We start from the raw sequence: 24,565 nt of genomic DNA, 5'->3' as shown, positions 1-24,565 counted from the left end.
GCCGCCGGATGGCCTCTCGCTATCCGGCAGTATCATTATTGTACGCAATATTATATCGCACATAGTGCTTTTGCGTCTGACGCCATTTCCCCGCAGAATAGGCTATCCTGAAACTCCCTGTTTACCCGCTCATGCATCGTTTACACGCTTACCCGGATCTGCGCGCGATGTTTCGTCGCCTGCTGATCGCTACGCTCATCGGTATTCTCGCGGCGCTGGCTGTCGCCGCCTTCCGTCATGCGATGCAATTGCTGGAGTGGATTTTCCTGAGTAATGACACCGGCAGTCTGGTGAATGCGGCTGAGGGGCTTTCGCCCTGGCGACGGCTGATTACGCCGGCGCTTGGCGGCCTGGCCGCTGGTCTGTTGCTGTGGGGGTGGCAAAAAATGAACCAACAGCGCCCCCATGCGCCCACTGGCTATATGGAAGCATTGCAAACCGACGGGCAATTTGACGTTGGCGCCAGTCTGGTGAAATCGCTGGCCTCGCTGCTGGTCGTGGTCAGCGGCAGCGCAATTGGTCGCGAAGGCGCAATGATCCTCCTCGCCGCGCTGGCGGCATCCAGCTTTGCTCGACGCTTCACGCCGCGTGAGGAATGGAAATTATGGATCGCCAGCGGCGCCGCTGCGGGCATGGCGGGTGCTTACCATGCGCCGCTGGCGGGCAGCCTGTTTATCGCGGAAATCCTGTTCGGTACCTTAATGCTGGCTTCCCTCGGCCCGGTTGTCGTTTCCGCCGTCGTCGCCCTGCTAACCACCCATGTATTAAACGGTAGCGATTCACTACCCTATACCGTACATCTGACCGTTGATCTCCACGCGCGGGAGTACGTCATGATAGTCAGTACCGGCCTGGTCGCCGGTCTGTGCGGCCCGTTGCTGATGTGGCTGATGACAGCCATAATAGTTTCTTACGCTTAAAACTGTCCCCGCCCTGGCAACTGGCGTTGGGCGGGCTTATTGTCGGATTACTGTCGTTACTCACGCCCACGGTATGGGGAAACGGCTATAGCGTCGTACAATCATTTTTGCTCTCCCCGCCGCTATTCTCGCTGATTGGCGGAATTTTTGCGTGCAAAATCCTGGCGGTGCTCGCCAGCAGCGGGTCTGGCGCGCCGGGCGGCGTCTTTACGCCAACATTATTTGTCGGATTATCCATTGGAATGTTTCTGGGTCGGATATGGGGATTCTGGCTGCCAGGCTCGGATGAAATAGCGATTTTATTGGGGCTGGCGGGTATGGCGACGCTACTGGCGGCGACAACTCATGCGCCGATAATGTCCACCCTGATGATTTGTGAAATGACCGGCGAGTATCAGTTACTCCCCGGTCTGCTGATTGCCTGTGTAGTCGCGTCAGTGCTCTCGCGAACGTTACGCCATGATTCTATCTACAGCCAGCACGCTGCCGAGCATTGACAAACGAATATACTGCCCCAGCTCACGCTGCTCGGCGCGCGGCAGGTACGGTAACTCGCCAATCAGCGGCGCTGGCAGTTTTTTCCCAAGCACATCAATAATTTCAGCATAATGCGCCAGGCCAGGATTGATACGATTCGCCACCCAGCCAATTAATGGCAGTCCATCATTAGCGACAGCTTGCGCAGTCAGTAGCGCATGATTAATGCACCCCTCCTGAATCCCCACCACCATCAATACCGGTAACTGTTCCTGTACCACCCATTCGGACAATGGACGTAAATCATTCATCAAACTACGCCAGCCGCCAGTGCCCTCCACAACCACGTGGTCCACTTTATCGCTCAGGCTCGCCAGACCGTTGGACAGCAAGGTGTAATTTATAGGACAGCTATGCGCGACGCTGCTTTCTTCTTCGCTTAACGCGATCGGATTAATCGCCTCATACGGCAACTCCAGCGAAGAGACGCTTTGCAATACCAGCGCATCTTTGTTGCGCATCCCTTCTGCAGTCTCTTTGCTCCCTTTAGCGACAGGTTTATACCCTGCAACGCTCTTACCACCCGACGCTAACGCTTGTAGTAATGCGCGGGAAACCACCGTCTTCCCAACAGAAGTGTCTGTACCTGTAATAAAGAAACGCTTCAGCATCACTAACTCCACCGTTATGCTTCGAAAATATAAGCCAGGAAAATAATACAGTGGAGAAAGTCTAAGATATGGCAAGGGCAATCAGCTTGAGTTAGCGCAAATTTTTGTACAACAGTTAAAAAATGTTAACCCTGTAATAGACGAATCAACAAAGAGCCGTTATACATCGCGTCTTTTACCAACGCCGCCCCGGCCATCGTGCCCTGGTTGGTAAACTGCGTGCTTTCCACTACCGTATTCCTACTGTAGGCGGGCAGCGCCTGCTGACGGATACTGTCAGCAATGGCCGGAAAAAGAATATCAGCCGCTTTACTTAGCGGCGAACCAATAAGAATTTTTTGCGGATTAAATAAATTCACCATGATAGCCAGAATGCGTCCGACATGCGCGCCAACGCCGCTAATAATATCTTTTGCTAATAGATCTCCCTGCATCGCCGCCTGACACAGTGAATCTACCGTTAACGGCTGGCCGTGCAACATTGAACTCATCGACTGATTAAGCCGAAGCTGCGTAAGTTCCAGCACACTATCGACGCTGGCGATGGTCTCCAGACAGCCATGATTACCGCAATAACAGCGCTTACCATAAGGATCGACCTGGGTATGCCCAATCTCTACCAGACTGCTACTGCCCGCATGAAGCAAATGACCGTCGGTGATAACGCCCGCCCCCACATTATGATCAATCACCACCTGGATAACGTCGCGCGCGCCGCGTGAGGCGCCAAAAAGCGCCTCTGCCATCGTCCAGGCACTAATATCATGCTGAATGTAAACCGGTACGCCAGTGTGCCGCTCCAGCGCATCTCCCAAAGGCATCTCTTTGACATCTTCATAATACGGCATCCGGTGCACAACGCCGTTTTCGGTATCGATAATGCCCGGTAACGTAATGGCAATAGAGGTCAGACGCTCCAGTTTCTGCTGATGGCGGGTAAAAAACCGATCAACGTGCGTAATAATTCGCTCAAGCAACGGCGTGGCTTCGTTTAACGGCAGCGCCAGACACTCTTCTACCACCAGTTTGCTGCTAAGATCGCGCAGCGCAAGGAAAATTTCGCCACGGCTAATACGAATAGATAAATAGTGCCAGGCTTCCGTTTCCACCATCAGCCCGACGGCGGGACGTCCACGACTGCCCGCCTCTTTAATTTCAAGTTCCTGAACCAAATGCGCTTCCAGCATTTCGCGAACAATTTTCGTAATACTGGCAGGCGCCAACTGCGCCAAACGAGACAGGTCAATTCGCGATACCGGTCCGAGCTGATCAATCAGGCGATACACTGCGCCAGCATTGGTCTGCTTAATTTGATCGATATGCCCAGGCTGACTATCAGCAACCACCGCTCACTCCCTTTATTTTCGCGCTCCGAAATAATCTGTGTGCTATGGTGAAACACTTCAATACTCGCCGTCAACTTTTTGCTTAGCCGTGTGATTAACTGCACATTTTCACCCTTTTTAAGCGTAATTAATCCCGTCGGGCAGCCAGTAATAGCAGTTGGCAAAACCGCTGTACGGCATGACTCTGTTCATGATGCTTTGGCCATACCAGCCACATTTCAGATACGGCGTCCTCTTCTGCCAGGGGAACCCAGCGCATCTCGCTCATCTGTACACGCTTAAAGGATGCCGGCAGAATCGAGACGCCCAGTCCCGCCGCCACCAGACCGATAATAGTCATTGCCTCGCCAACCTCCTGCGTGATGGTCGGCGACAGGTTATAGCGCCGCATCAGGCCGAGAATATCGTCGTAGAGGCCCGTCCCGACATGCGGATCGAAAAAGACGAAAGGTTCTTCCGCCAGTTCTGTCAGACTGACGACCGGCTTTTGCGCCAGCCGATGTTCGCGCGGGATCATGGCCATAAGCGGCTCATGCAAAATCACCTCGCGATTAAGTGTGTCGGGCAGCGGCGTATTCCGCAGCAAGCCAATATCCAGTACGCCTTCGTTGAGCGGCGCGATTTGCTCACGCGTATTCATTTCACGCGTTTGCATATGCACCCCCGGATAGGACTGGCGGAACAGCGAAAAGGTATGCGATACCGCCCGAATAAAAGGCGCTGAAGACGTAAAGCCAATACGGATTTCTCCCGCTTCGCCCTGATGCAGCCGCTCGGCGCGAGCGGCGGCGTCGTTTACCAGACTCAGGATGTGTCGACTATCCACCAGAAACTGTCGCCCGGCGGCGGTTAACGCTACGCTGCGGTTAGTCCGCGCCAGTAATCGCGCGCCGACCTGCTGCTCCAGAATTTGTATCTGCTGACTCAGCGGCGGCTGCGAGATATTGAGGCGCGCGGCGGCGCGACCAAAATGCAGCTCTTCTGCTACCGCCACAAAGTAACGTAAATGACGTAATTCGATATTCATATTTTTAACGTCTTATTTGAGACAATTAATATATTAGACAGAATATTTTGCTTTTTCTATGCTTTACATGTCGGTTATACCCGTCTCCTGTTGACGGAGATGTAAAGCAAGGATTTAACGTGAGTCGTACAACTATTCTCGATGACGCCACGGCGAGCGATATCGATGAACAACGCCATTCTCAGCCGGTTCAATTTATTAAACGCGGTACAGCGCCTTTCATGCGCGTCACGCTGGCTCTTTTTTCCGCGGGCCTGGCGACTTTCGCGCTCCTTTATTGCGTTCAGCCTATACTACCGGTACTTTCCCAGGAGTTTGGCGTCTCCCCCGCCAGCAGCAGCGTTTCACTTTCTATTTCTACCGCCATGCTGGCTATCGGCTTACTTTTTACCGGCCCGCTTTCTGATGCGATAGGCCGTAAACCGGTGATGGTCACCGCCTTGTTATTAGCCTCCTGCTGCACATTGTTATCAACCATGATGACCAGCTGGCATGGTATTCTGATTATGCGCGCGCTGATCGGTCTGTCGTTAAGCGGCGTCGCCGCGGTGGGAATGACCTACCTGAGCGAAGAAATCCATCCCAGCTTTGTCGCTTTCTCTATGGGACTCTATATTAGCGGTAATTCCATCGGCGGGATGAGCGGGCGTTTATTAAGCGGCGTCATGACCGACTTTTTTAACTGGCGCATCGCGCTGGCGGCCATCGGATGCTTTGCGCTGGCGTCTGCGCTGATGTTCTGGAAGATTTTACCCGCCTCGCAACATTTCCGTCCTACATCGCTACGGCCTAAAACGCTATTTATTAATTTCCGTCTCCACTGGCGCGATCGAGGGTTACCACTGCTGTTTGCGGAAGGTTTTTTACTGATGGGCGCGTTCGTCACCCTGTTTAACTACATTGGTTATCGCCTGATGCTCTCCCCTTGGGAATTAAGCCAGGCCGTGGTCGGACTGTTATCCGTAGCCTATCTCACCGGCACATGGAGCTCGCCGAAAGCTGGCGCAATGACCTCACGCTATGGCCGGGGGCCGGTGATGCTGTTCTCTATCGCAGTAATGCTGGGCGGGCTTTTACTGACGCTTTTTACCTCGCTTTGGCTGATTTTTGCCGGGATGCTGCTTTTTTCCGCCGGCTTTTTCGCCGCGCACTCCGTGGCCAGTAGTTGGATTGGCCCGCGTGCGCGCCGGGCGAAGGGACAGGCCTCGTCACTTTATCTTTTCAGCTATTATCTGGGGTCCAGTATTGCCGGGACGCTAGGCGGCGTATTCTGGCATAGTTACGGCTGGAACGGCGTAGGCGGTTTTATCGCGCTAATGCTGGTGCTGGCCATCCTGGTCGGGACGCGGTTACATCACCGTCTTCACGCCTGAAAAGAAATAATCCGGCGATAGCAACGTGCGCTATCGCCGGGCTGGTTTCACGCCACGACTCACTGTTCACCACAGACCTGTCAGGCTTGATACGCCCATAACTTCTCTGATTGCATCCAGCGCCAGAAGCGTAAATACCACCCAGATTATCGGATTCATATACGGTGTGCCTATTATTCTGGAGGGCGGATATTACCGACTCTGCGACCAAAAATAACGGCCGGTAACGTAAAGCTACCTATTATGGTGGGGGCTGACATCGCGTTACCGGGGGATTGTACATAGCGTTACATGCCGAAACCAATCACTCACGGAAGCCTTTTGATAACAGCGATATAGTCATTTCACCGGCCCCGCAGTGGGGTTGAATGAAAACCAAATCGAGGGTATCAAAATGAAAAAAGTATTAGCTCTGGTTGTTGCCGCTGCAATGGGTCTCTCTTCCGCAGCATTCGCGGCTGAGACTGCAACGCCTGCGAAAACCGCAACGCCTGCCAAAACAACCCAGAACACCCAGCACCACAAAAAACAGCATAAAAAAACCGTTGAGCAAAAAGCGCAGGCGGCTAAAAAGCACCAGAAAAAAGATGGCAAAAAAGCCCCAGCCAAATCTACGTCAAAAACAACTTCGCAGCCGGCTGCGTAAGTCGTAACATGCTGCGGCGCGCCCCCGCGCCCGTTTTTACGGCGCTAAATTGTTCTGGTTTAGCGCCGCCTTCCGGGAGGGCAAAAAAGTGTCTCGCTACCGCTTTGAGCTCATTCTTATCGTGCTTATTTTATGCGCCGTTATTGCCACGCATTTCTATCTTTCCTGAGTGTAGTTATCTGATTTTACTCCCACTTTCTTACCGTCACGTCTATAGTAGTACTGAGGGTTTGTTGTTAATAATCATAATTACCCACCAGAGTGTGATATGCATAAAACCATTGCTGTATTACTGGGCATAGTGTGTTTTTTACCGGTTATGGCGAAAGCCAGGGGGGCTGAAACAGACGCCACGGATGCCAGCGACGTCAAAACGCTTTTTTTTAACCATGACGATCGGGTGCCCGTCGCCGATCCTACCCAATCGCCGTGGGATGCCATCGGGCAACTAGAGACCGCCAGCGGTAATTTGTGTACGGCAACACTTATCTCCCCGCATATCGCCCTGACAGCAGGTCACTGCCTGCTAACGCCACCGAAAGGAAAACCAGACAAGGCGGTTGCGCTGCGTTTTGTGGCGCGAAAAGGAGTATGGCGCTATGAAATCCACGGCATTGAAGGCCGCGTTGAACCGTCGCTGGGCCGACGTCTGAAAGCGGATGGCGATGGCTGGATTGTGCCGCCTGCCGCGGCAAGCTGGGATTTTGGTCTGGTAATATTGCGCTACCCACCTTCCGGTATCACGCCAGTGCCTTTATTTACCGGCGATAAAGCGGCGCTCACTGCGGCGTTGAAAGCCGCAGACCGAAAAGTCACGCAGTCCGGTTATCCAGAAGATCATCTGAATGCGCTCTATTCCCATCAGGATTGCGTCGTGACCGGCTGGGCGCAGAATGCCGTACTCTCACACCAGTGCGACACGTTACCTGGCGACAGCGGCTCGCCGCTCTTATTGCACACGGATAGCGGATGGCAGCTTATTGGCGTACAAAGCTCCGCCCCTGCGGCTAAAGATCGCTGGCGCGCCGATAACCGCGCTATATCCGTCACCGGCTTTCGCGATAAGCTGAAAGCTCTGGCGCAGGATTAATGCGGGAATCGCTGCCTGACCGGCAGGCAGCGATCGTCTCAGGCAAATTTGATCATGACCATTCCGGCGAGCAGCAATATCACGCCAACCCAGCCTTTGGGGTTTAAGCGCTGGCCGAAGAGCACCCAGCCCGCCGCCAGCGTGGCGGCAATACCAAAACCGCCCATAACGCATACGCCACCGACAGGTCTATCCCTTTTACCGCCTGGGAAAGCGCGCTGAAGGCGGCCAGAACAGCGGCAAGCGATAAGATGCCATAGCATTTACGGCGAAAGCCGTCCGAAAATTTCAACAGTACGTTAGCCGCGATTTCCAGCACTATTGCCAACCCAAGCCAGGCGCCGTGTATCCATTCAAATTGTTGCACGAGCCGCCCCCTTCACTGGTTTGCCGGGTTTACGCGTCCCTGATTTGATCAATACTATGCCGGCGACCAGCGTCAGCAAGCCGGCAATCTTCATGGTTGATAATGCTTCATCAAATAGCAGCACGCTAAAAATGGTAATAAATAAAATGCCGATCCCTTCCCATAAGGCATACGCCACACCCAGGGCAATCTTTTTTACCGCAAAAGAAAGAAATATATATGACAGCGTGATCATCACCAGCATTAAAATAAAACCCGCATTGCCATTACCCACACTAGCCCATTTCATTGAGAGCGTGCCGGTAATTTCAGTCGCGATAGCCAGAGCTAATAAAATCCAGTAAAACATGACACTTCTCCTGCATGAGAATATACTCTTTCGAGTCTGCTGCACGCAGCAAACTAAAAAATAAAATCAGTTAGCACAGCGCGTTGCGCCAGCTCAGGCAGAAGTAAGAGACTAAAGTGCGTTACGCCAGTGCTGCTCGCCAATAAGCAGGAAAAAGGAGGTAGAGTGAAGATGCGTTTGCGTGGAGAAAAAAGCGCTGAACATATTGTCCATAATATTACAATTATCCGCAGTGTTGCTTCTCGTCATCGCGGATGATAATTGTCCTCGGTAGTTGAACACGCCTGATTTGTATCATAAGCCAGGAATTAACTCAAAATATTTTCACTTCTTTACCTGAAGTGTTTGATTTTAACCAGAACAGGTCGACCGACATCACATTATTATTCGTGTCGGCATAGAAAACAGGGACTGATATGGCAAAACCGATCATCACGCTCAATGGTCTAAAAATCGTCATTATGCTGGGAATGCTGGTGGTTATTCTGAGCGGTATCCGCTTCGCCGCAGATATCATTGTTCCCTTTATTTTGGCGTTATTTATTGCAGTCGTTCTCAATCCCGTTGTGCAACGGATGACCCGATGTCGAATTCCGCGCGTTATCGCCGTGTCATTGCTCATTGTGATTATTGTTATGTTAATGGTACTGCTACTGGCCTATTTGGGGACATCATTAAATGAACTGGCTCGTACCCTACCGCAGTATCGCTCCTCATTGGTGATACCGTTGCAACGTATTGAACCGTGGTTACAGCGAGCAGGCATTGGCGTGTCGGTTGATGAGCTGGCGAAATATATCGATCCAAACGCCGCCATGACTCTGGTAACGAACCTGCTCACCCAACTGCCCAATGCCATGTCGTCCATCTTTTTATTGTTATTGACCGTGGTATTTATGCTGCTGGAGGTTCCACAACTGCCTGAAAAACTGCAGCAGATGATGAGCCGTCCGGTGGAGGGCATGGCGGCAATTCAACGCGCGCTTGATAGCGTTTCCCATTATCTGGTGTTAAAAACAGCGATCAGTATCGTGACGGGGCTGGTCGCATGGGGAATGCTGGCCGCGCTGGATGTCCGCTTCGCCTTTGTCTGGGGTCTACTGGCCTTCGCGCTGAATTATATCCCTAATATTGGATCGGTGCTCGCTGCCCTGCCGCCCATTATTCAGGTGCTGGTATTTAACGGGTTTTATGATGCGCTGCTGGTGCTGGCAGGCTATCTGTTGATTAATCTGGTCTTCGGCAATATCCTTGAGCCACGAATTATGGGACGTGGTTTAGGCCTTTCAACCTTAGTGGTATTTTTGTCGTTAATTTTCTGGGGCTGGCTATTAGGTCCGGTGGGCATGTTGCTCTCCGTTCCGTTAACCATCATTGTCAAAATCGCCCTCGAACAGACCACCGGCGGGCAGAGTATCGCCGTTCTGCTTAGCGATTTAAACAAAAGATAAAATGCAATATATACACAAAATCATTCAAGATGCCTCGCGGCGGCAAGGGAAGAAATCCCCGGGAGCATAGATAACGATGTGACCGGGGTTTCTGAGCGCAGCCAACAAAGAGGCAGCTTAAAGGATGAAGTTTATAAAAACGGCCTCCGAAGAGGCCGCCGCACGTTTAAAAGATTAAAGCGCTTTCAGAATTGCATCCACGCTGGCTTTGGCATCGCCAAACAGCATTTGCGTATTCTCTTTAAAGAACAGCGGGTTCTGCACACCAGCATAACCGGTATTCATTGAACGCTTAAAGACCACGACATTCTGTGCTTTCCACACTTCGAGAACCGGCATACCGGCGATCGGGCTGCGGGGATCGTCTTGCGCCGCCGGGTTCACCGTATCGTTCGCGCCAATCACCAGCACGGTATCGGTATCGGCGAAATCATCATTGATTTCGTCCATCTCCAGCACGATGTCATAAGGCACTTTCGCCTCCGCCAACAGCACGTTCATATGCCCCGGCAGGCGACCCGCCACCGGATGAATGCCGAAACGCACGTTGATCCCGCGCGCACGCAGTTTTTCGGTGATTTCCGCCACCGGATACTGCGCCTGCGCTACCGCCATCCCGTACCCCGGCGTAATAATGACGGAGTGGGAGTTTTTCAGCATCTCAGCGGTCTCTTCCGCCGTGATTTCGCGATGTTCGCCAGCTTCCTGATCGTCGCCCGTTGAGGAGCCGTCAGTACCGAACCCACCAGCAATAACGCTGATGAAAGAGCGGTTCATCGCTTTACACATAATGTAAGACAGGATCGCGCCTGACGAACCGACCAGCGCGCCGGTCACAATCAGCAAATCGTTGCTCAACATGAAGCCAGCCGCCGCGGCAGCCCAACCGGAATAGGAGTTCAGCATTGAAACAACCACCGGCATGTCCGCCCCACCGATAGAAGCGACCAGATGCCAACCAAACGCCAGCGCGATAATGGTCATCAGCAGCAGCGCCAGAACCTGTAGACCCACGCTTTCGGTACGAACAAAAACCAGCAGCAACAGGAAAGAAACAACCAGCGCCGCCAGGTTCATTTTGTGACGGTTAGGCAACATCAACGGCTTAGAAGAGATTTTGCCGCGCAGTTTACCAAACGCTACGATCGATCCAGTGAAAGTGACTGCGCCAATAAAGATACCGAGGAAGACTTCGGTCAGATGAATATTCACCAGCACCGGCGCCAGACTGGCGTCATGGTACAGATAGCTGTTAAAGCCAACCAGTACCGCCGCCAGGCCCACGAAACTGTGCAGAATCGCGACCAGCTCCGGCATCTCGGTCATCTCAACTTTTTTCGCCATGCGGATGCCAATCGCGCCGCCAATAATCATGGCAACCAGAATCCATGCCACGTTGCCGGTATCCGGCCCGAAAATGGTCGCCAGCAACGCGATCGCCATCCCGGCAATACCGAAGTTATTCCCCTGGCGGGACGTTTCATGCTTTGAAAGCCCGGCAAGACTGAAAATAAACAGGATCGCGGCAACAATGTATGCAGCTGTAACTAATCCTCCAGACATGTGTTACCCCTTAGTTTTTCCGGAACATTTTCAGCATACGCTGAGTCACGGTGAAGCCACCGAAAATATTAATGCTGGCGATAAGCACCGCGATAAAGCTCAGGAAGCTGACCCAGCCGCCCTGACCAATTTGCAATAATGCCCCGACAACAATAATCCCTGAAATTGCGTTGGTCACCGACATTAATGGCGTATGAAGCGCATGAGACACGTTCCACACCACGTAATAACCAACCACGCAGGCGAGCGCAAACACGGTAAAATGGCCGAGGAACTCTTTTGGCGCGACATCGGCCAGCCAGCCAAAAAGAATGATCGCCAGCGCCATTAACGCATACTTCCGCCAGGGTGAAGCGGGCTTTTCCGGCTCTTTTGGCGCAGGTGCTGCTTTAGGCGCGGCCTGTGGCTGCGCGGAAACCTGGATTGGCGGCGCAGGCCAGGTAATGTCGCCGTCGCGAATCACCGTCACGCCACGGATCACGACATCGTCAAAATCCACGTCAATATTGCCGTCTTTCTCTTTGCACAGCAGCTTCAGCAGGTTAACCAGGTTGGTGCCATAAAGCTGGGATGACTGCGTCGGCAAACGCCCCGGTAGATCGGTGTAGCCAATCACTTTTACGCCATTGTCCGTCGTCACAACCTGATTGGCGACGGTATATTCGCAGTTACCGCCATTCTGCGCGGCCAGGTCGACAATCACGCTGCCAGCCTTCATAGAATCGACCATATCGCGGGTAATCAGCTTCGGCGCTGGTTTGCCCGGAATCAACGCGGTGGTAACAATGATATCGACTTCTTTGGCTTGGGCGGCAAAGAGCGCCATTTCCGCTTTGATAAACGCCTCGGACATCACTTTGGCGTAACCATCGCCGCTACCGGCTTCCTCTTTAAAATCCAGTTCGAGGAACTCAGCCCCCATACTCTGGACCTGCTCTTTGACTTCAGGACGAGTGTCAAACGCGCGGACAATCGCCCCCAGGCTGTTTGCCGCGCCGATAGCCGCAAGACCGGCAACGCCCGCGCCAATCACCATCACCTTCGCCGGCGGCACTTTCCCGGCGGCGGTGATTTGGCCGGTAAAGAAGCGCCCAAATTCATGCGCGGCCTCTACAATGGCGCGATAACCCGCGATATTCGCCATTGAGCTTAACGCGTCGAGCGACTGCGCGCGGGAAATACGCGGCACGGAGTCCATCGCCATCACCGTGACCTTACGTTCGGCAAGTTTCTCCATTAACCCAGGATTTTGCGCAGGCCATATAAAACTGACCAGCGTAGTCCCGGGGTTCAGTAAAGCGATTTCATCTTCTTCAGGCGCATTAACCTTGAGAATAATTTCCGACTGCCAGATAGCATTGCCGTCTACAATATCCGCGCCAGCCTGCGCAAACGCTTTGTCGTCAAAACTTGCCAGTTGACCCGCCCCGCTTTCGATAGCGACGCTAAACCCCAGCTTCAGTAGCTGCTCTACCGTTTTCGGCGTCGCAGCGACACGGGTTTCATTGGGTAACCGCTCTTTTGGTATGCCAATTCGCATAAATGTTCCCTTCCATCGGTATTTTTGATGATGGTTTGTCAGTAAGCGCGAGAAGCGTATGCCTGCCCGCGTTTGAGGTAAATGTTACCCCAGCAGAATAAAACCGTTACAAACTCTCTATAACCTACTGAAAATAACGCCTGTGATCTAGCGCCAAAAAACAGAATTTTTTATCAAATTTGCAAAACATGAACGATTCAGCCGCTAAGCAGCCATAATGCCTTGAAAATGGCCTGCGAGGGCTGATAATTCGCTCAAATTTGACAGCAAAACATCATTAAACCTCTGCCGGGATCAAGAAATTAACATTAAATTAACTTATTAAATTTATGTGCTTCATTAGCTTAGCCGCCCGGACGCCGTTTTTTTCGACATATCGGTAAATGTTATCATCAAAGATAGGATACATGACACGATGCGTGAAAAATCCCGCAGACATCCATATGGTTTAAATGCAATAATCAGCCACGTTTCTAGTCAATAACAATACCAGTACCTGGTTTGCGCAAGGCGAAGGATTATTTTTATGAAGCTTAAGAACACTCTCCTGGCGTCGGCTCTGCTTTCTGCGGCTGCTTTTTCTGTCCATGCAGCAACAGAACTGACGCCGGAGCAAGCGGCTGCACTAAAACCTTATGACCGCATCGTTATTACCGGTCGTTTTAATGCTATTGGCGATGCGGTCTCCGCCGTGTCCCGCCGCGCAGATAAAGAAGGCGCAGCCTCCTTCTATGTTGTCGACACCTCGGAGTTCGGCAACAGTGGTAACTGGCGTGTTGTGGCGGACGTGTATAAAGCCGACGCGCCGAAAGCCGACGCGCCCAAAAATCGTGTCATTAATGGCATCGTGGAATTACCGAAAGACCAGGCCGTACAATTAGAACCGTATGACACCGTCACCGTTCAGGGCTTCTACCGTAGCCAGCCGGAAGTTAACGATGCCATTACGAAAGCGGCGAAACAAAAAGGCGCATACGCTTTCTATATTGTTCGTCAGATAGATGCGAATCAGGGCGGAAACCAACGCATCACTGCATTTATCTATAAACAAGATGCGAAAAAACGCATCGTCCAGAGCCCGGACGCTATTCCGGCAGACTCTGAAGCTGGCCGCGCCGCGCTGGCTCAGGGCGGCGAAGCTGCGAAGAAAGTCGAAATTCCAGGCGTTGCCACGTCAGCCTCGCCGAGCGCCGAAGTAGGCCGTTTCTTCGAAACACAATCCACCAAAGGCGGGCGTTACACTGTCACACTTCCGGATGGCACAAAAGTTGAGGAACTGAATAAAGCGACGGCTGCGATGATGGTGCCTTTCGACAGCGTTAAGTTCACCGGCAACTACGGCAATATGACAGAAATCTCCCACCAGGTCGCCAAACGCGCGGCGAAGAAAGGCGCGAAGTATTATCATATTACGCGTCAGTGGCAGGAGCGCGGCAATAACATCACTATCAGCGCCGACCTCTATAAATAAGGCGCGCGTCGCCATCAGGCTTTCTCGCCGGATGGCGGCATACCTGCTTTATCAGGCCTACACGATCGTTCAACGGCAGGCCTGATAAGCCGCCATCCGGCACTTTCTCGCGGGATGCCAGTTCCGTCAAATATCGCGATGAATCTCACTTTTCGCTTTTTTGGCGATAAATCTTATCCAGGCCGTTGCATGCGGTCCTTTCTCTCCGTAAAATCCCGCGCCTTAGTGGCTTTCACCATTTTTATGCGTTTTGCCATAATAATTATTCTTCCAATTTCATTTTTATAGCTGGATACCAATGGAAAAAAAACTGGGACTGAGCGCGCTGACCGCGCTGGTTTTAAGCTCAATGCTTGGCGCAGGTGTTTTCAGTCTGCCCCAGAATATGGCCGCCGTTGCCAGTCCGGCTGCGTTGTTAATTGGCTGGGCCATTACCGGCGTGGGGATACTCTTACTGGCATTCGCGATGTTAATCCTTACGCGCATTCGCTCCGAGCTTGACGGCGGTATCTTTACTTACGCCCGCGAAGGCTTCGGCGAACTGATTGGCTTTTGTTCTGCCTGGGGCTATTGGCTGTGCGCGGTCATCGCCAACGTATCCTATTTGGTTATCGTCTTTTCAGCGCTGAGTTTCTTTACCGATACGCCTGCCCTGCGTCTGTTTGGCGACGGTAATACCTGGCAGGCTATTGTCGGCGCTTCAGTCCTGCTCTGGATTGTCCATTTCCTCATCCTGCGCGGCGTACAAACGGCAGCCAGCATCAATCTGGTTGCGACTCTGGCGAAACTGTTGCCGCTCTGCGCGTTTATTGTGCTGGCTATCATGATGTTCAAACTGGATACCTTCACACTGGACTTCACCGGTGTTGAACTCGGTATTCCCGTATGGGAACAGGTCAAGAACACCATGCTTATTACGCTGTGGGTGTTTATTGGCGTTGAAGGCGCCGTCGTCGTCTCGGCCCGAGCGAAAAATAAACGCGATGTAGGCCGCGCCACGCTACTGGCAGTACTCGCAGCGCTGGGAATATATCTCCTGGTCACGCTGCTTTCTCTTGGCGTTCTTGCGCGTCCGGAACTGGCGGAGATGCGCAACCCGTCGATGGCCGGTCTGATGGTGAAAATGATGGGGCCGTGGGGAGAAATTATTATTGCAGCGGGACTGATTGTGTCTGTCTGCGGGGCTTATCTAAGCTGGACTATCATGGCGGCGGAGGTGCCGTTTCTGGCGGCAGCCTATAAATCCTTCCCGGGCATCTTCGCGCGACAAAATGCGCAAGGTGCGCCTTCTGCGTCGTTATGGCTCACCAATATCTGTGTGCAAATCTGTCTGGTGCTGATCTGGCTGACCTGTTCGGACTACAACACGCTATTGACGATTGCGTCAGAAATGATTCTGGTGCCCTACTTTCTGGTCGGCGCATTTCTGCTGAAGATTGCAGCACGTCCCCTCCATCGGGCGGTCGGTATCGGAGCCTGTATTTATGGCTTATGGTTATTATATGCGTCGGGCCCTATGCACCTGCTGCTGTCCGTCGTACTGTACGCGCCTGGATTACTGGTTTTCCTGTATGCGCGTCGGACGCACAAGCATGACAATGTATTAAATCGTCAGGAAGTCGTGCTGATTGGTTTATTGCTGGTCGCGGCGGTTCCGGCTACGTGGATGCTGGTGGGTTAACCACCTCCCCATCGTAATATCCGTCTGTATTACGATGGGGAAACCACGGTCTTTGCCAATATTAATGCCATTTAATCCAGCAAAAAATCAGCAGCCACGCGCTTAGCCCCCAGCAGACCACCGCACCGCCAAGCGCGACGGGCAGACGCATCACGCCGCTGAAATACCATAGCGTTGCAAGATAAATGAAATAAGGAATGATCGACCACATGCTAAAGACGATGGTGGTACGCATCGCGTCGATGCCCCGCTCGCTGGCCACGATATAGTGCGCGATAAGCGCAAACGTTGGAAACAGAGGAATTAATCCGGCGATATAATAATTTTTTGTTTTTGACAGCAGACCAATCAATACGACGACCAGCGCCCCCAGGGCAGCTTTAATCACGAGTCCCATTCCTTGCCTTAACATGCTAATAACAACAGCGTGTAGCATAACGGAACCGCTCTCGTTTAGAAAAGATTTATGGAAGGGAAAACAGAGGCGGTGTATGTTGGCGTTTTCTATTCTCCATTTATAATATGAACCGCATTGTATTTGTTGAAGACGACGCTGAAGTGGGTTCTCTCATTGCCGCTTATCTGGCGAAACATGATATTGATGTCATTGTTGAGCCGCGTGGTGACCGGGCGGAGGATCTTATCCTCACCACTCAGCCCGATCTGGTTTTACTGGATATTATGCTTCCAGGTAAAGATGGCATGACGATATGCCGCGATTTACGCCACCGCTGGCAAGGCCCGATTGTCCTGCTCACCTCGCTGGACAGTGATATGAATCATATTCTGGCGCTGGAGATGGGCGCCTGCGACTACATCCTCAAAACCACGCCTCCGGCCGTTTTGCTGGCGCGTCTGCGCTTACACCTGCGGCAAAGCGAACAAACGCAACAGGCAAAAAGTCTTCAGGAGAGCGCGCTTACGCCGCATAAAGCGCTGCGTTTTGGCGCGTTAACCATCGATCCCCTTAACCGGGCGGTCCAGCTCAACGGCGATTTCATATCGCTCTCCACCGCCGATTTTGAATTGCTCTGGGAACTGGCGACACACGCCGGACAAATTATGGATCGCGACGCGTTGCTAAAAACGCTGCGCGGCGTTAATTATGATGGTCTGGATCGCAGCGTGGATGTAGCGATTTCCCGCCTGCGTAAGAAACTGCTGGATAGCGCTGCTGAGCCCTATCGTATAAAGACCATTCGCAATAAAGGCTATCTTTTTGCCCCTCATGCCTGGGACGAAACGACGGGATAAGTGAGCCGACAGATTTTACCTGCCTTTATCAAGTCATAATGGCGATGCTCATCACCGCCACTGTTCAAAAAACAAACATTGCATACATGGATGCTATTTTTATTAGTCGGAACAGCCCCTTTATTACCGTTTTATCTGCTTTGCGGTTCATCATTACGTCTTTTTCGCCAAAAAAATTAAATTAAAAAAACTCGAAGCCAGTTCACAAAATTGATAACAGAATGTCTTCCCGGCGCTATATTGCCGTCTTTTTTCGCAAATTGTGAAATCAAACAAATCATGATCATGAATATATAATAATAAATATATTCACGATAAATATATACATTTCCGATAGTAACTTTTGTATTAATTAATAACATATAAGAAAAGTTAGTATTTGCTGAAATAATATTATTCAGATTAGGATGCCTTTGATTCAACGAATCTGTAGAAGTTCAATCTTTTACAAATAAGTTAAGTTTTTAAGGATAAAAAAATGAAAAGAAAAGTATTGGCACTTGTCATCCCGGCTCTGCTGGCTGCTGGCGCGGCACACGCCGCTGAAATTTATAACAAAGACGGCAACAAACTGGACCTTTACGGGAAAGTAGACGGCCTGCACTATTTCTCTGATGACTCTTCTAAAGATGGCGACCAGACTTATATGCGTTTCGGCTTTAAAGGCGAAACACAGATTAATGACCAACTGACCGGTTACGGCCAGTGGGAATATAACGTTCAGGCTAACACTACCGAAGGCGAAGGCGCGAACTCCTGGACTCGTCTGGCATTCGCCGGTCTGAAATTCGGCGACTACGGCTCATTCGACTATGGTCGTAACTACGGCGTCCTGTACGACGTAGAAGGCTGGACCGATATGCTGCCTGAGTTCGGCGGCGACTCCTATACTTACGCTGACAACTACATGACCGGTCGTGCTAACGGTGTGGCCACCTACCGTAACACTGATTTCTTCGGTCTGGTAGACGGTCTGAACTTCGCGTTGCAATATCAGGGTAAAAATGAAAGCCAAAGCGCTGACGATGTAAATATCGGTACCAATAACCGTAATGATGGCGACGATATTCGTTACGATAACGGTGATGGCTTCGGTATTTCTACTACCTATGATATTGGCATGGGCTTCAGCGCAGGCGCTGCGTATACCACTTCCGATCGTACTAATGAGCAAGTCAATGCAGGCGGTACCATTGCTGGCGGCGACAAAGCGGATGCATGGACAGCTGGCTTGAAATATGATGCCAACAACATCTATTTAGCGACTATGTATTCTGAAACCCGTAATATGACGCCTTATGGTAAAACGGACAAGGATTATGCTGGCGGCGTAGCAAACAAAACGCAAAACTTCGAAGTTACAGCCCAATATCAATTTGACTTCGGTCTGCGCCCGGCGGTTTCTTTCCTGATGTCTAAAGGTAAAGATCTGACCTATAACAACGTTAATGGTGATGATAAAGACCTGGTTAAATATGCTGATGTAGGTGCTACCTACTATTTCAACAAAAACTTCTCCACCTATGTTGATTATAAAATCAACCTGCTGGATGATGACGACCCGTTCTATAAAGATGCCGGTATCAGCACTGATGATATCGTCGCGCTGGGTATGGTTTACCAGTTCTAATTATTCATTAATTCTTCTCAAGCCCGCCGTTTCGGCGGGCTTTTCTTTTTTTATTACCACCGTTCTAAAAACAGAACGCACTGTTCCCTGGGCACAGATTGAACAATTCTTGTTCGCTCTCTATCGTTTGCTTATCGCCCGACATAAAGGAACATGCTAATGATTAGTCTCGTCCCGTCTCTGATTTCCAGAACCGCGCTTCTCTTTCTGCTCACGGCCACAGGCGCAGCCACCGCCGCCCGCCCGGCAGCGGATATTATTTTGCATAACGGTAATATCATCACTCTGAATGATGCCCAGCCGCAGGCCAGCGCGCTGGCGATTTCCGGCTCGCGGATTGTGGCGATTGGCGATGATACGGCGACAAATGACTGGCGCGGCGACCATACCCGTACCATCGATTTACAGGGTAAAACCGTGATACCCGGCCTGACCGATACCCACATTCATGCCATTCGCGGCGGACAAACCTGGACATTCGAAACCTACTGGTACGACAGCCCTTCGCTTAAAGACGCGCTGGATAAATTACGCGCCGACGCTAACCGTCGTCCCCACGATCAATGGGTAGCCGTAGTGGGATCGTGGATACCGGCGCAATTTGCAGAAAACCGGGCGCCGACGGTAGCCGAACTGAGCCACGCCCTTCCCGATCATCCGGCTTATATTCAGTATCTTTACGACTATGCGTTAGTGAATCAGCGCGGTATAGACGTACTTGGCCTTAACAACACCCCTCCTCCTGATTTAGCGGGAATCCGCGTAGAGCGCGACGCAAAAGGTAGCGCCACGGGGAAATTATTTGGTGACATCGCCGCGTTCAATCAGCTTTTTGCCAGCATAAGTCGTAACGCCGATCGCGAGGGCGGTCTGCGGCAATTTTTCGCTGATATGAACGCTCGCGGCGTGACCGGCATCATTGACCCCTCTGCCGGGCCTGCCGCCGCTTATGAGCCTTTATTTGCAATGCGAAACCAGGGGGATTTACCGCTGCGCGTGGGGTGTCGCATTCCGGTACAGCCAGAAGCGAAAGGTCATGAAGCGCAGTGGTTCAGCAACCTGATGGCCTTTCGCCCGGCGCGTGCCGATGACGGGCAACTGGCTTTTCTTGGCCTGGGGGAAAGCCTGGTGGCCGGTATGAATGACGGCGTGCGGATGGCCCCAGGGTTTTCTTCCTCAGAGCAAGACAAAACCGCGCTTCGCCAGGTCGCGACATTTGCGGCAAAACGGGGAATACCGCTTGAGATCCACGCCTATACCGATGACAGCGCCGACGCGATATTGACGATTTTTGAGCAGGTAGCGCAGCAGTACGATCTGCGCCCTCTCCGCTGGTCTATTGCGCATCTGAATACCGGTTCACCACAGACGCTTGAGCGAATGCGTAAGCTGGGTCTGGCATACACTGTGCAAATGGGGCCTTACTTTGAGGGGCTTGCCATCCGTGACGCCAACCCACCCGGTGCGACGGACAATTCGCCGCCGGTTCGACTGGCGCTGGATAAAGGGCTTGTCGTAGCTGGCGGTACCGATTCGACGCGTATTGGCATTGCTGGTGTCTGGCACGCTATCGAATATCATATCACCGGTATAGCGTCAGGCGGTTCCGTGCGTAAACCCGCCAGCGAGCGACTCACGCGTCTGGAAGCGCTAGCGTTATATACACGTCATGCCGCCTGGCTCGCCTTTGCCGAACAACACCGGGGCCAGCTTAGCGTCGGAAAACAGGCCGATCTGGCGGTACTCAATCAACCATTTATGACGATGCCCGAAGACAGAATTGATACCATTCGCGCTGTTTTGACACTTGTCGATGGACGCATTGTTCACGAAAGTCCGGACCTTAACGCCGGACAATGAGGTTGTCAGTTGACGCAAAGCCTGCTTTTATAACCCACCAGCGGCGCTGACGGGAAATCTTTTCCGTCAGCGCGCGATAGAGCTAATGTATTGAGATCCGGTGGGCGTTGATGAAAAAGCTGTTTGTGCAGTTTTACCTTTTGCTGTTCGTCTGTTTTCTGGTCATGACCTTATTGGTCGGACTGGTGTACAAATTCACCGCCGAACGCGCGGGCAGGCAATCGCTCGACGATCTGATGAAAAGTTCGCTCTATCTGATGCGCAGCGAACTGCGGGAAATCCCGCCGCGTGAATGGGGGAAAACGTTAAAAGAGATGGACCTGAACCTCTCTTTCGATTTACGCGTTGAACCGTTAAATCACTATAAGCTTGATGCCACCACCACGCAGCGACTGCGTGAAGGCGATATTGTCGCGCTTGACGATCAATACACCTTTATTCAGCGTATCCCGCGCAGCCATTACGTCCTGGCGGTTGGCCCGGTTCCCTATCTCTATTTCCTGCATCAAATGCGACTGCTGGATATCGCCTTAATGGCGCTCATTGCCTTTTCTCTCGCCTTTCCTGTGTTTATCTGGATGCGCCCGCACTGGCAAGAAATGCTCAGGCTCGAATCCGCCGCGCAGCGCTTTGGCGAGGGTCATTTGACTGAACGCCTGCACTTCGATAATGGCTCCAGTTTCGAACGTCTGGGCGTCGCGTTCAACCAGATGGCGGATAACATTAATGCCCTGATCGCCAGTAAAAAACAGCTGATTGACGGTATCGCCCATGAGCTTCGCACGCCGCTGGTACGTTTACGCTATCGGCTTGAAATGAGTGAAAATCTGACACCGCCGGAATCACAGGCGCTCAATCGCGATATTGGTCAACTGGAAGCGCTGATTGAAGAACTGCTCACCTATGCGCGCCTTGACCGACCACAAAATGAACTGATGTTGACCGAACCCGACCTCCCCGCCTGGTTGCTCGCGCATTTGCAGGATGTGCAGAGCGTGACCCCGGAACGCGCCGTAAACCTTGTCACATGTGTAATCGGCGATTATGGCGCGCTTGATATGCGGTTAATGTCGCGAGTGCTGGATAACCTGCTGAATAATGCGTTGCGCTACAGTCATACCACCGTTCAGGTCAGTCTGTTACTCGACGGCAGTCAGGCAACGCTGATAGTCGAAGATGATGGCCCCGGCATTGAAGCGGATGCGCGAGAGCGCGTATTTGAACCTTTTGTCAGACTCGACCCCAGTAGAGACCGGGCGACAGGCGGCTGCGGGCTTGGACTCGCCATCGTACACTCTATCGCCCTGGCGATGGGCGGTAGCGTCGCCTGTGACGAGAGCGAACTGGGCGGCGCAAAATTTAGCTTTCACTGGCCGGTCTGGCACGCGATGCCCGACATGGCCGCTGCCTGACGTATTTTGCACGCTGGTTGAGCGGCGGGAACTGTGCTATACAGATAGTATGTTGTAACTAAAGTGAGTGATACCATGTCCCGCTACGATCTCGTTGAACGCCTGAATGGCACTTTTCGCCAGATAGAACAACACCTGGCGGCGCTGACGGATAATCTACAGCAGCATTCGCTACTTATCGCCCGTATCTTTTCACTGCCGCAGGTGACCAAAGAGGCGGAACATGCGCCGCTGGATACTATCGAGGTAACGCAACATCTGGGGAAAGAGGCCGAAGCGCTGGCGCTACGTCACTATCGCCATTTGTTTATTCAACAGCAGTCCGAAAACCGCAGCAGTAAAGCCGCCGTCCGCCTGCCTGGCGTCTTATGCTATCAAGTGGATAATGCGACACAGTTAGATCTGGAAAATCAGATACAGCGCATTAACCAGTTGAAAACCACCTTCGAGCAGATGGTTACGGTAGAGTCCGGTCTTCCCTCAGCGGCACGTTTTGAGTGGGTGCATCGGCATCTACCCGGCTTAATTACGCTGAACGCTTACCGCACGCTGACGCTTATCAATAACCCCGCCACCATACGTTTCGGCTGGGCAAATAAACATATTATTAAAAATTTAAGCCGGGATGAGGTTCTGAGCCAGTTGAAAAAAAGCCTCGCGTCGCCGCGCAGCGTCCCGCCGTGGACGCGCGAACAATGGCAATTCAAGCTGGAACGGGAATATCAGGATATCGCTGCCTTACCGCAGCAGGCCCGACTCAAGATTAAGCGTCCGGTTAAAGTACAGCCGATCGCCCGCATCTGGTATAAAGGCCAGCAGAAACAGGTGCAACACGCCTGCCCCACGCCGATTATCGCATTAATCAACACGGACAACGGCGCAGGCGTGCCGGATATTGGCGGGCTGGAAAACTATGACGCCGATAATATTCAGCACCGTTTTAAACCACAGGCGCAGCCGCTGCGACTGATTATTCCGCGACTGCACCTGTATGTGGCGGATTAACGTCCCGGCGTCATACTGCCAACCATCAACTCCGGACGTACCCAGGCGTCGAACTCCTCGTCGCTAAGGTATCCTAATGCCACGGCTGAGGCTTTGAGCGTCAGCCCTTCTTTATGCGCCTTCTTCGCAATCTCCGCCGCTTTATCGTAACCGATGTGCGTATTGAGCGCAGTGACCAGCATCAGCGACTCATTCAGCAACTGCGTAATACGCTCGCGGTTTGGCTCGATTCCTGACGCACAGTGTTGATTGAAACTCGCCATGCCATCGGCCAGCAGGCGCACCGTTTGCAGAAAATTATGAATAACCATCGGACGATAGACGTTGAGCTCAAAGTTGCCCGATGCGCCCCCCATATTGATGGCCACATCGTTACCCATCACCTGGCAACATAGCATCGTTACCGCTTCACACTGGGTCGGGTTCACTTTACCAGGCATAATGGAACTGCCTGGCTCATTCTCCGGGATAGCAATCTCGCCAATGCCGCAGCGCGGGCCGGACGCCAGCCAGCGAACATCATTGGCGATTTTCATCAGCGAGGCCGCCAGTCCTTTTAATGCGCCATGCGCCTGTACCAACGCGTCACAGGTCGCCAGCGCTTCGAATTTATTCGGGGCGGTAACAAACGGCGCTGCGGTAATCGTCGCCAGTTCCTCGGCCACGCGCCGGGCATATTCCGGGTGGGTATTAAGCCCTGTCCCCACTGCGGTTCCGCCAAGCGCCAGTTCCGCGATGTGCGGTAAACTGTGCTCAATGTGCCTGAGGTTATGTTCCAACATGGCTACCCAACCGGAAATCTCCTGGCCTAAGGTGAGCGGCGTCGCGTCCTGCAGGTGAGTACGCCCAATTTTGACAATATCGGCGAAAGCGTGGGATTTATCGCGAAGCGTATCCGTTAATGCGGATAATTGCGGGATAAGGTGTTCGCGTAACGCCAGTAACGCCGCCACGTGCATGGCGGTTGGGAACACATCGTTTGAGCTTTGACTCTTATTGACGTCATCATTGGGATGCACTTTGCGTTCCATACCGCGAACGCCGCCCAAAATTTCACTGGCGCGGTTCGCTAACACTTCATTCATATTCATGTTGCTTTGCGTACCGGACCCGGTCTGCCAAATCGCCAGCGGAAACTCATCAGCATGTTTTCCCGCCAGCACTTCATCAGCTGCCTCGATAATCGCGCTGGCTTTTTCCGCCGCCAACAACCCTAAGTCCTGGTTGACCTTCGCAGCGGCGCGCTTGGTCAACGCCAGAGCGTGAATGAGCGAGACGGGCATTTTCTCCGTGGAAATCCGAAAATGCTCCAGCGAACGTTGCGTTTGCGCCCCCCACAGTTTATCTGCCGGGACTTCAATCACGCCCATTGAATCTTTCTCGCGGCGTACCGTTACCATTACCTGCTCCTTACTCAAGTTGATGAGATCAT

General features: G+C 52.3%; 20 protein-coding genes and 2 pseudogenes. 12 read left to right on the top strand and 10 right to left on the bottom strand.

Going from position 1 to position 24,565, the window contains the following annotated elements:
* The first annotated feature begins 131 nt into the window (after positions 1–131).
* Positions 132–1,417, top strand: a pseudogene (gene clcB / locus J4685_RS01345) (voltage-gated ClC-type chloride channel ClcB).
* Here the strand turns inward: clcB and bioD are convergent.
* From bioD to J4685_RS01330, 3 genes are all read right to left on the bottom strand, one after another.
* Positions 1,373–2,068 (bottom strand): dethiobiotin synthase, encoded by a 696-nt coding sequence (bioD, locus tag J4685_RS01340; RefSeq protein WP_000919206.1) that lies wholly within the window; start codon positions 2,066–2,068, stop codon positions 1,373–1,375. The pseudogene clcB and the gene bioD overlap by 45 nt on opposite strands.
* A 125-nt stretch (positions 2,069–2,193) precedes the next feature.
* Positions 2,194–3,414, bottom strand: a complete 1,221-nt coding sequence (mlc, locus tag J4685_RS01335) for a sugar metabolism global transcriptional regulator Mlc (RefSeq protein WP_000225087.1) — start codon at positions 3,412–3,414, stop codon at positions 2,194–2,196.
* A gap of 127 nt (positions 3,415–3,541) precedes the next feature.
* Positions 3,542–4,441 carry a LysR family transcriptional regulator gene (locus J4685_RS01330; protein WP_001019577.1) on the bottom strand — a complete coding sequence of 300 codons (900 nt, stop codon included), beginning with the start codon at positions 4,439–4,441 and terminating at the stop codon, positions 3,542–3,544.
* Positions 4,442–4,560: 119 nt separating this feature from the next.
* On the opposite strand from J4685_RS01330, the gene J4685_RS01325 reads away from it, so the two are divergent.
* Positions 4,561–5,814 carry an MFS transporter gene (locus J4685_RS01325; protein WP_000091792.1) on the top strand — a complete coding sequence of 418 codons (1,254 nt, stop codon included), beginning with the start codon at positions 4,561–4,563 and terminating at the stop codon, positions 5,812–5,814.
* 66 nt (positions 5,815–5,880) lie between these two features.
* Here the strand turns inward: J4685_RS01325 and J4685_RS22380 are convergent, their stop codons facing one another.
* The gene (locus tag J4685_RS22380; protein WP_001068154.1) at positions 5,881–5,973 is read right to left on the bottom strand and encodes a KPN_01571 family protein; all 93 of its coding nucleotides are present in this window, start codon (positions 5,971–5,973) and stop codon (positions 5,881–5,883) included.
* A gap of 235 nt (positions 5,974–6,208) precedes the next feature.
* Between J4685_RS22380 and asr the strand changes: the two genes are divergently transcribed.
* Entirely contained in the window at positions 6,209–6,460 is a 252-nt protein-coding gene (asr, locus tag J4685_RS01320) for an acid resistance repetitive basic protein Asr (RefSeq protein ID WP_000756315.1), read from the top strand.
* Between the two features lie 268 nt (positions 6,461–6,728).
* On the top strand, positions 6,729–7,550 hold the full coding sequence (locus tag J4685_RS01315; RefSeq protein WP_000549649.1) for a trypsin-like serine peptidase: 822 nt from the start codon (positions 6,729–6,731) through the stop codon (positions 7,548–7,550).
* 38 nt (positions 7,551–7,588) lie between these two features.
* Here the strand turns inward: J4685_RS01315 and mdtI are convergent.
* Positions 7,589–7,917: pseudogene (gene mdtI, locus J4685_RS01310) on the bottom strand (multidrug/spermidine efflux SMR transporter subunit MdtI).
* A complete protein-coding gene (gene mdtJ / locus J4685_RS01305; protein WP_000500279.1) occupies positions 7,904–8,266 on the bottom strand; it encodes a multidrug/spermidine efflux SMR transporter subunit MdtJ in 363 nt (120 codons plus the stop codon). The pseudogene mdtI and the gene mdtJ overlap by 14 nt, the downstream one beginning before the upstream one ends.
* A gap of 416 nt (positions 8,267–8,682) precedes the next feature.
* Between mdtJ and J4685_RS01300 the strand changes: the two genes are divergently transcribed.
* Positions 8,683–9,717, top strand: coding sequence for an AI-2E family transporter (locus J4685_RS01300; RefSeq protein ID WP_001118266.1), 1,035 nt, complete (start codon positions 8,683–8,685; stop codon positions 9,715–9,717).
* Between the two features lie 174 nt (positions 9,718–9,891).
* On the opposite strand, the gene pntB is transcribed toward J4685_RS01300, so the two are convergent.
* Positions 9,892–11,280, bottom strand: coding sequence for a Re/Si-specific NAD(P)(+) transhydrogenase subunit beta (gene pntB / locus J4685_RS01295; RefSeq protein WP_000014056.1), 1,389 nt, complete (start codon positions 11,278–11,280; stop codon positions 9,892–9,894).
* A gap of 10 nt (positions 11,281–11,290) precedes the next feature.
* Positions 11,291–12,820 carry a Re/Si-specific NAD(P)(+) transhydrogenase subunit alpha gene (gene pntA, locus J4685_RS01290; protein WP_001219354.1) on the bottom strand — a complete coding sequence of 510 codons (1,530 nt, stop codon included), beginning with the start codon at positions 12,818–12,820 and terminating at the stop codon, positions 11,291–11,293.
* A 526-nt stretch (positions 12,821–13,346) separates the two neighbouring features.
* On the opposite strand from pntA, the gene ydgH reads away from it, so the two are divergent.
* Together ydgH and J4685_RS01280 are read left to right on the top strand one after the other, a co-directional pair.
* Positions 13,347–14,291, top strand: coding sequence for a DUF1471 family protein YdgH (gene ydgH, locus J4685_RS01285; protein WP_000769296.1), 945 nt, complete (start codon positions 13,347–13,349; stop codon positions 14,289–14,291).
* A gap of 298 nt (positions 14,292–14,589) precedes the next feature.
* Positions 14,590–15,972: an amino acid permease gene (locus tag J4685_RS01280; RefSeq protein ID WP_000412348.1), complete on the top strand. Its 1,383-nt coding sequence runs from the start codon at positions 14,590–14,592 to the stop codon at positions 15,970–15,972.
* A 61-nt stretch (positions 15,973–16,033) separates the two neighbouring features.
* Here J4685_RS01280 and J4685_RS01275 read toward each other — a convergent pair whose 3' ends face one another.
* Positions 16,034–16,369: a GlpM family protein gene (locus J4685_RS01275; protein ID WP_000524877.1), complete on the bottom strand. Its 336-nt coding sequence runs from the start codon at positions 16,367–16,369 to the stop codon at positions 16,034–16,036.
* Positions 16,370–16,494: 125 nt separating this feature from the next.
* Here J4685_RS01275 and rstA point away from each other — a divergent pair, with 125 nt between their 5' ends.
* The 5 genes from rstA (at position 16,495) to tus (ending at position 23,133) form a co-directional block, all read left to right on the top strand.
* Positions 16,495–17,226 (top strand): two-component system response regulator RstA, encoded by a 732-nt coding sequence (gene rstA, locus J4685_RS01270; protein WP_001080048.1) that lies wholly within the window; start codon positions 16,495–16,497, stop codon positions 17,224–17,226.
* Between the two features lie 478 nt (positions 17,227–17,704).
* Entirely contained in the window at positions 17,705–18,856 is a 1,152-nt protein-coding gene (ompS2, locus tag J4685_RS01265; protein ID WP_000824302.1) for a porin OmpS2, read from the top strand.
* A gap of 153 nt (positions 18,857–19,009) precedes the next feature.
* Positions 19,010–20,716, top strand: coding sequence for an amidohydrolase (locus J4685_RS01260; RefSeq protein ID WP_000928677.1), 1,707 nt, complete (start codon positions 19,010–19,012; stop codon positions 20,714–20,716).
* A 110-nt stretch (positions 20,717–20,826) separates the two neighbouring features.
* Positions 20,827–22,128 (top strand): two-component system sensor histidine kinase RstB, encoded by a 1,302-nt coding sequence (rstB, locus tag J4685_RS01255; RefSeq protein ID WP_000732960.1) that lies wholly within the window; start codon positions 20,827–20,829, stop codon positions 22,126–22,128.
* A 75-nt stretch (positions 22,129–22,203) separates the two neighbouring features.
* Positions 22,204–23,133 (top strand): DNA replication terminus site-binding protein, encoded by a 930-nt coding sequence (tus, locus tag J4685_RS01250; protein WP_000092484.1) that lies wholly within the window; start codon positions 22,204–22,206, stop codon positions 23,131–23,133.
* Here the strand turns inward: tus and fumC are convergent.
* A complete protein-coding gene (fumC, locus tag J4685_RS01245) occupies positions 23,130–24,533 on the bottom strand; it encodes a class II fumarate hydratase (protein ID WP_000259128.1) in 1,404 nt (467 codons plus the stop codon). The genes tus and fumC overlap by 4 nt on opposite strands.
* Positions 24,534–24,565 lie beyond the last annotated feature (32 nt).

It is taken from the genome of Salmonella sp. 32100201201700099SM, assembly GCF_017572645.1.
GTDB lineage: Bacteria > Pseudomonadota > Gammaproteobacteria > Enterobacterales > Enterobacteriaceae > Salmonella > Salmonella enterica.
The sequence above is the reverse complement of the archived record's forward strand: the minus strand, read 5'-3'. Positions and strand labels throughout refer to the sequence as shown.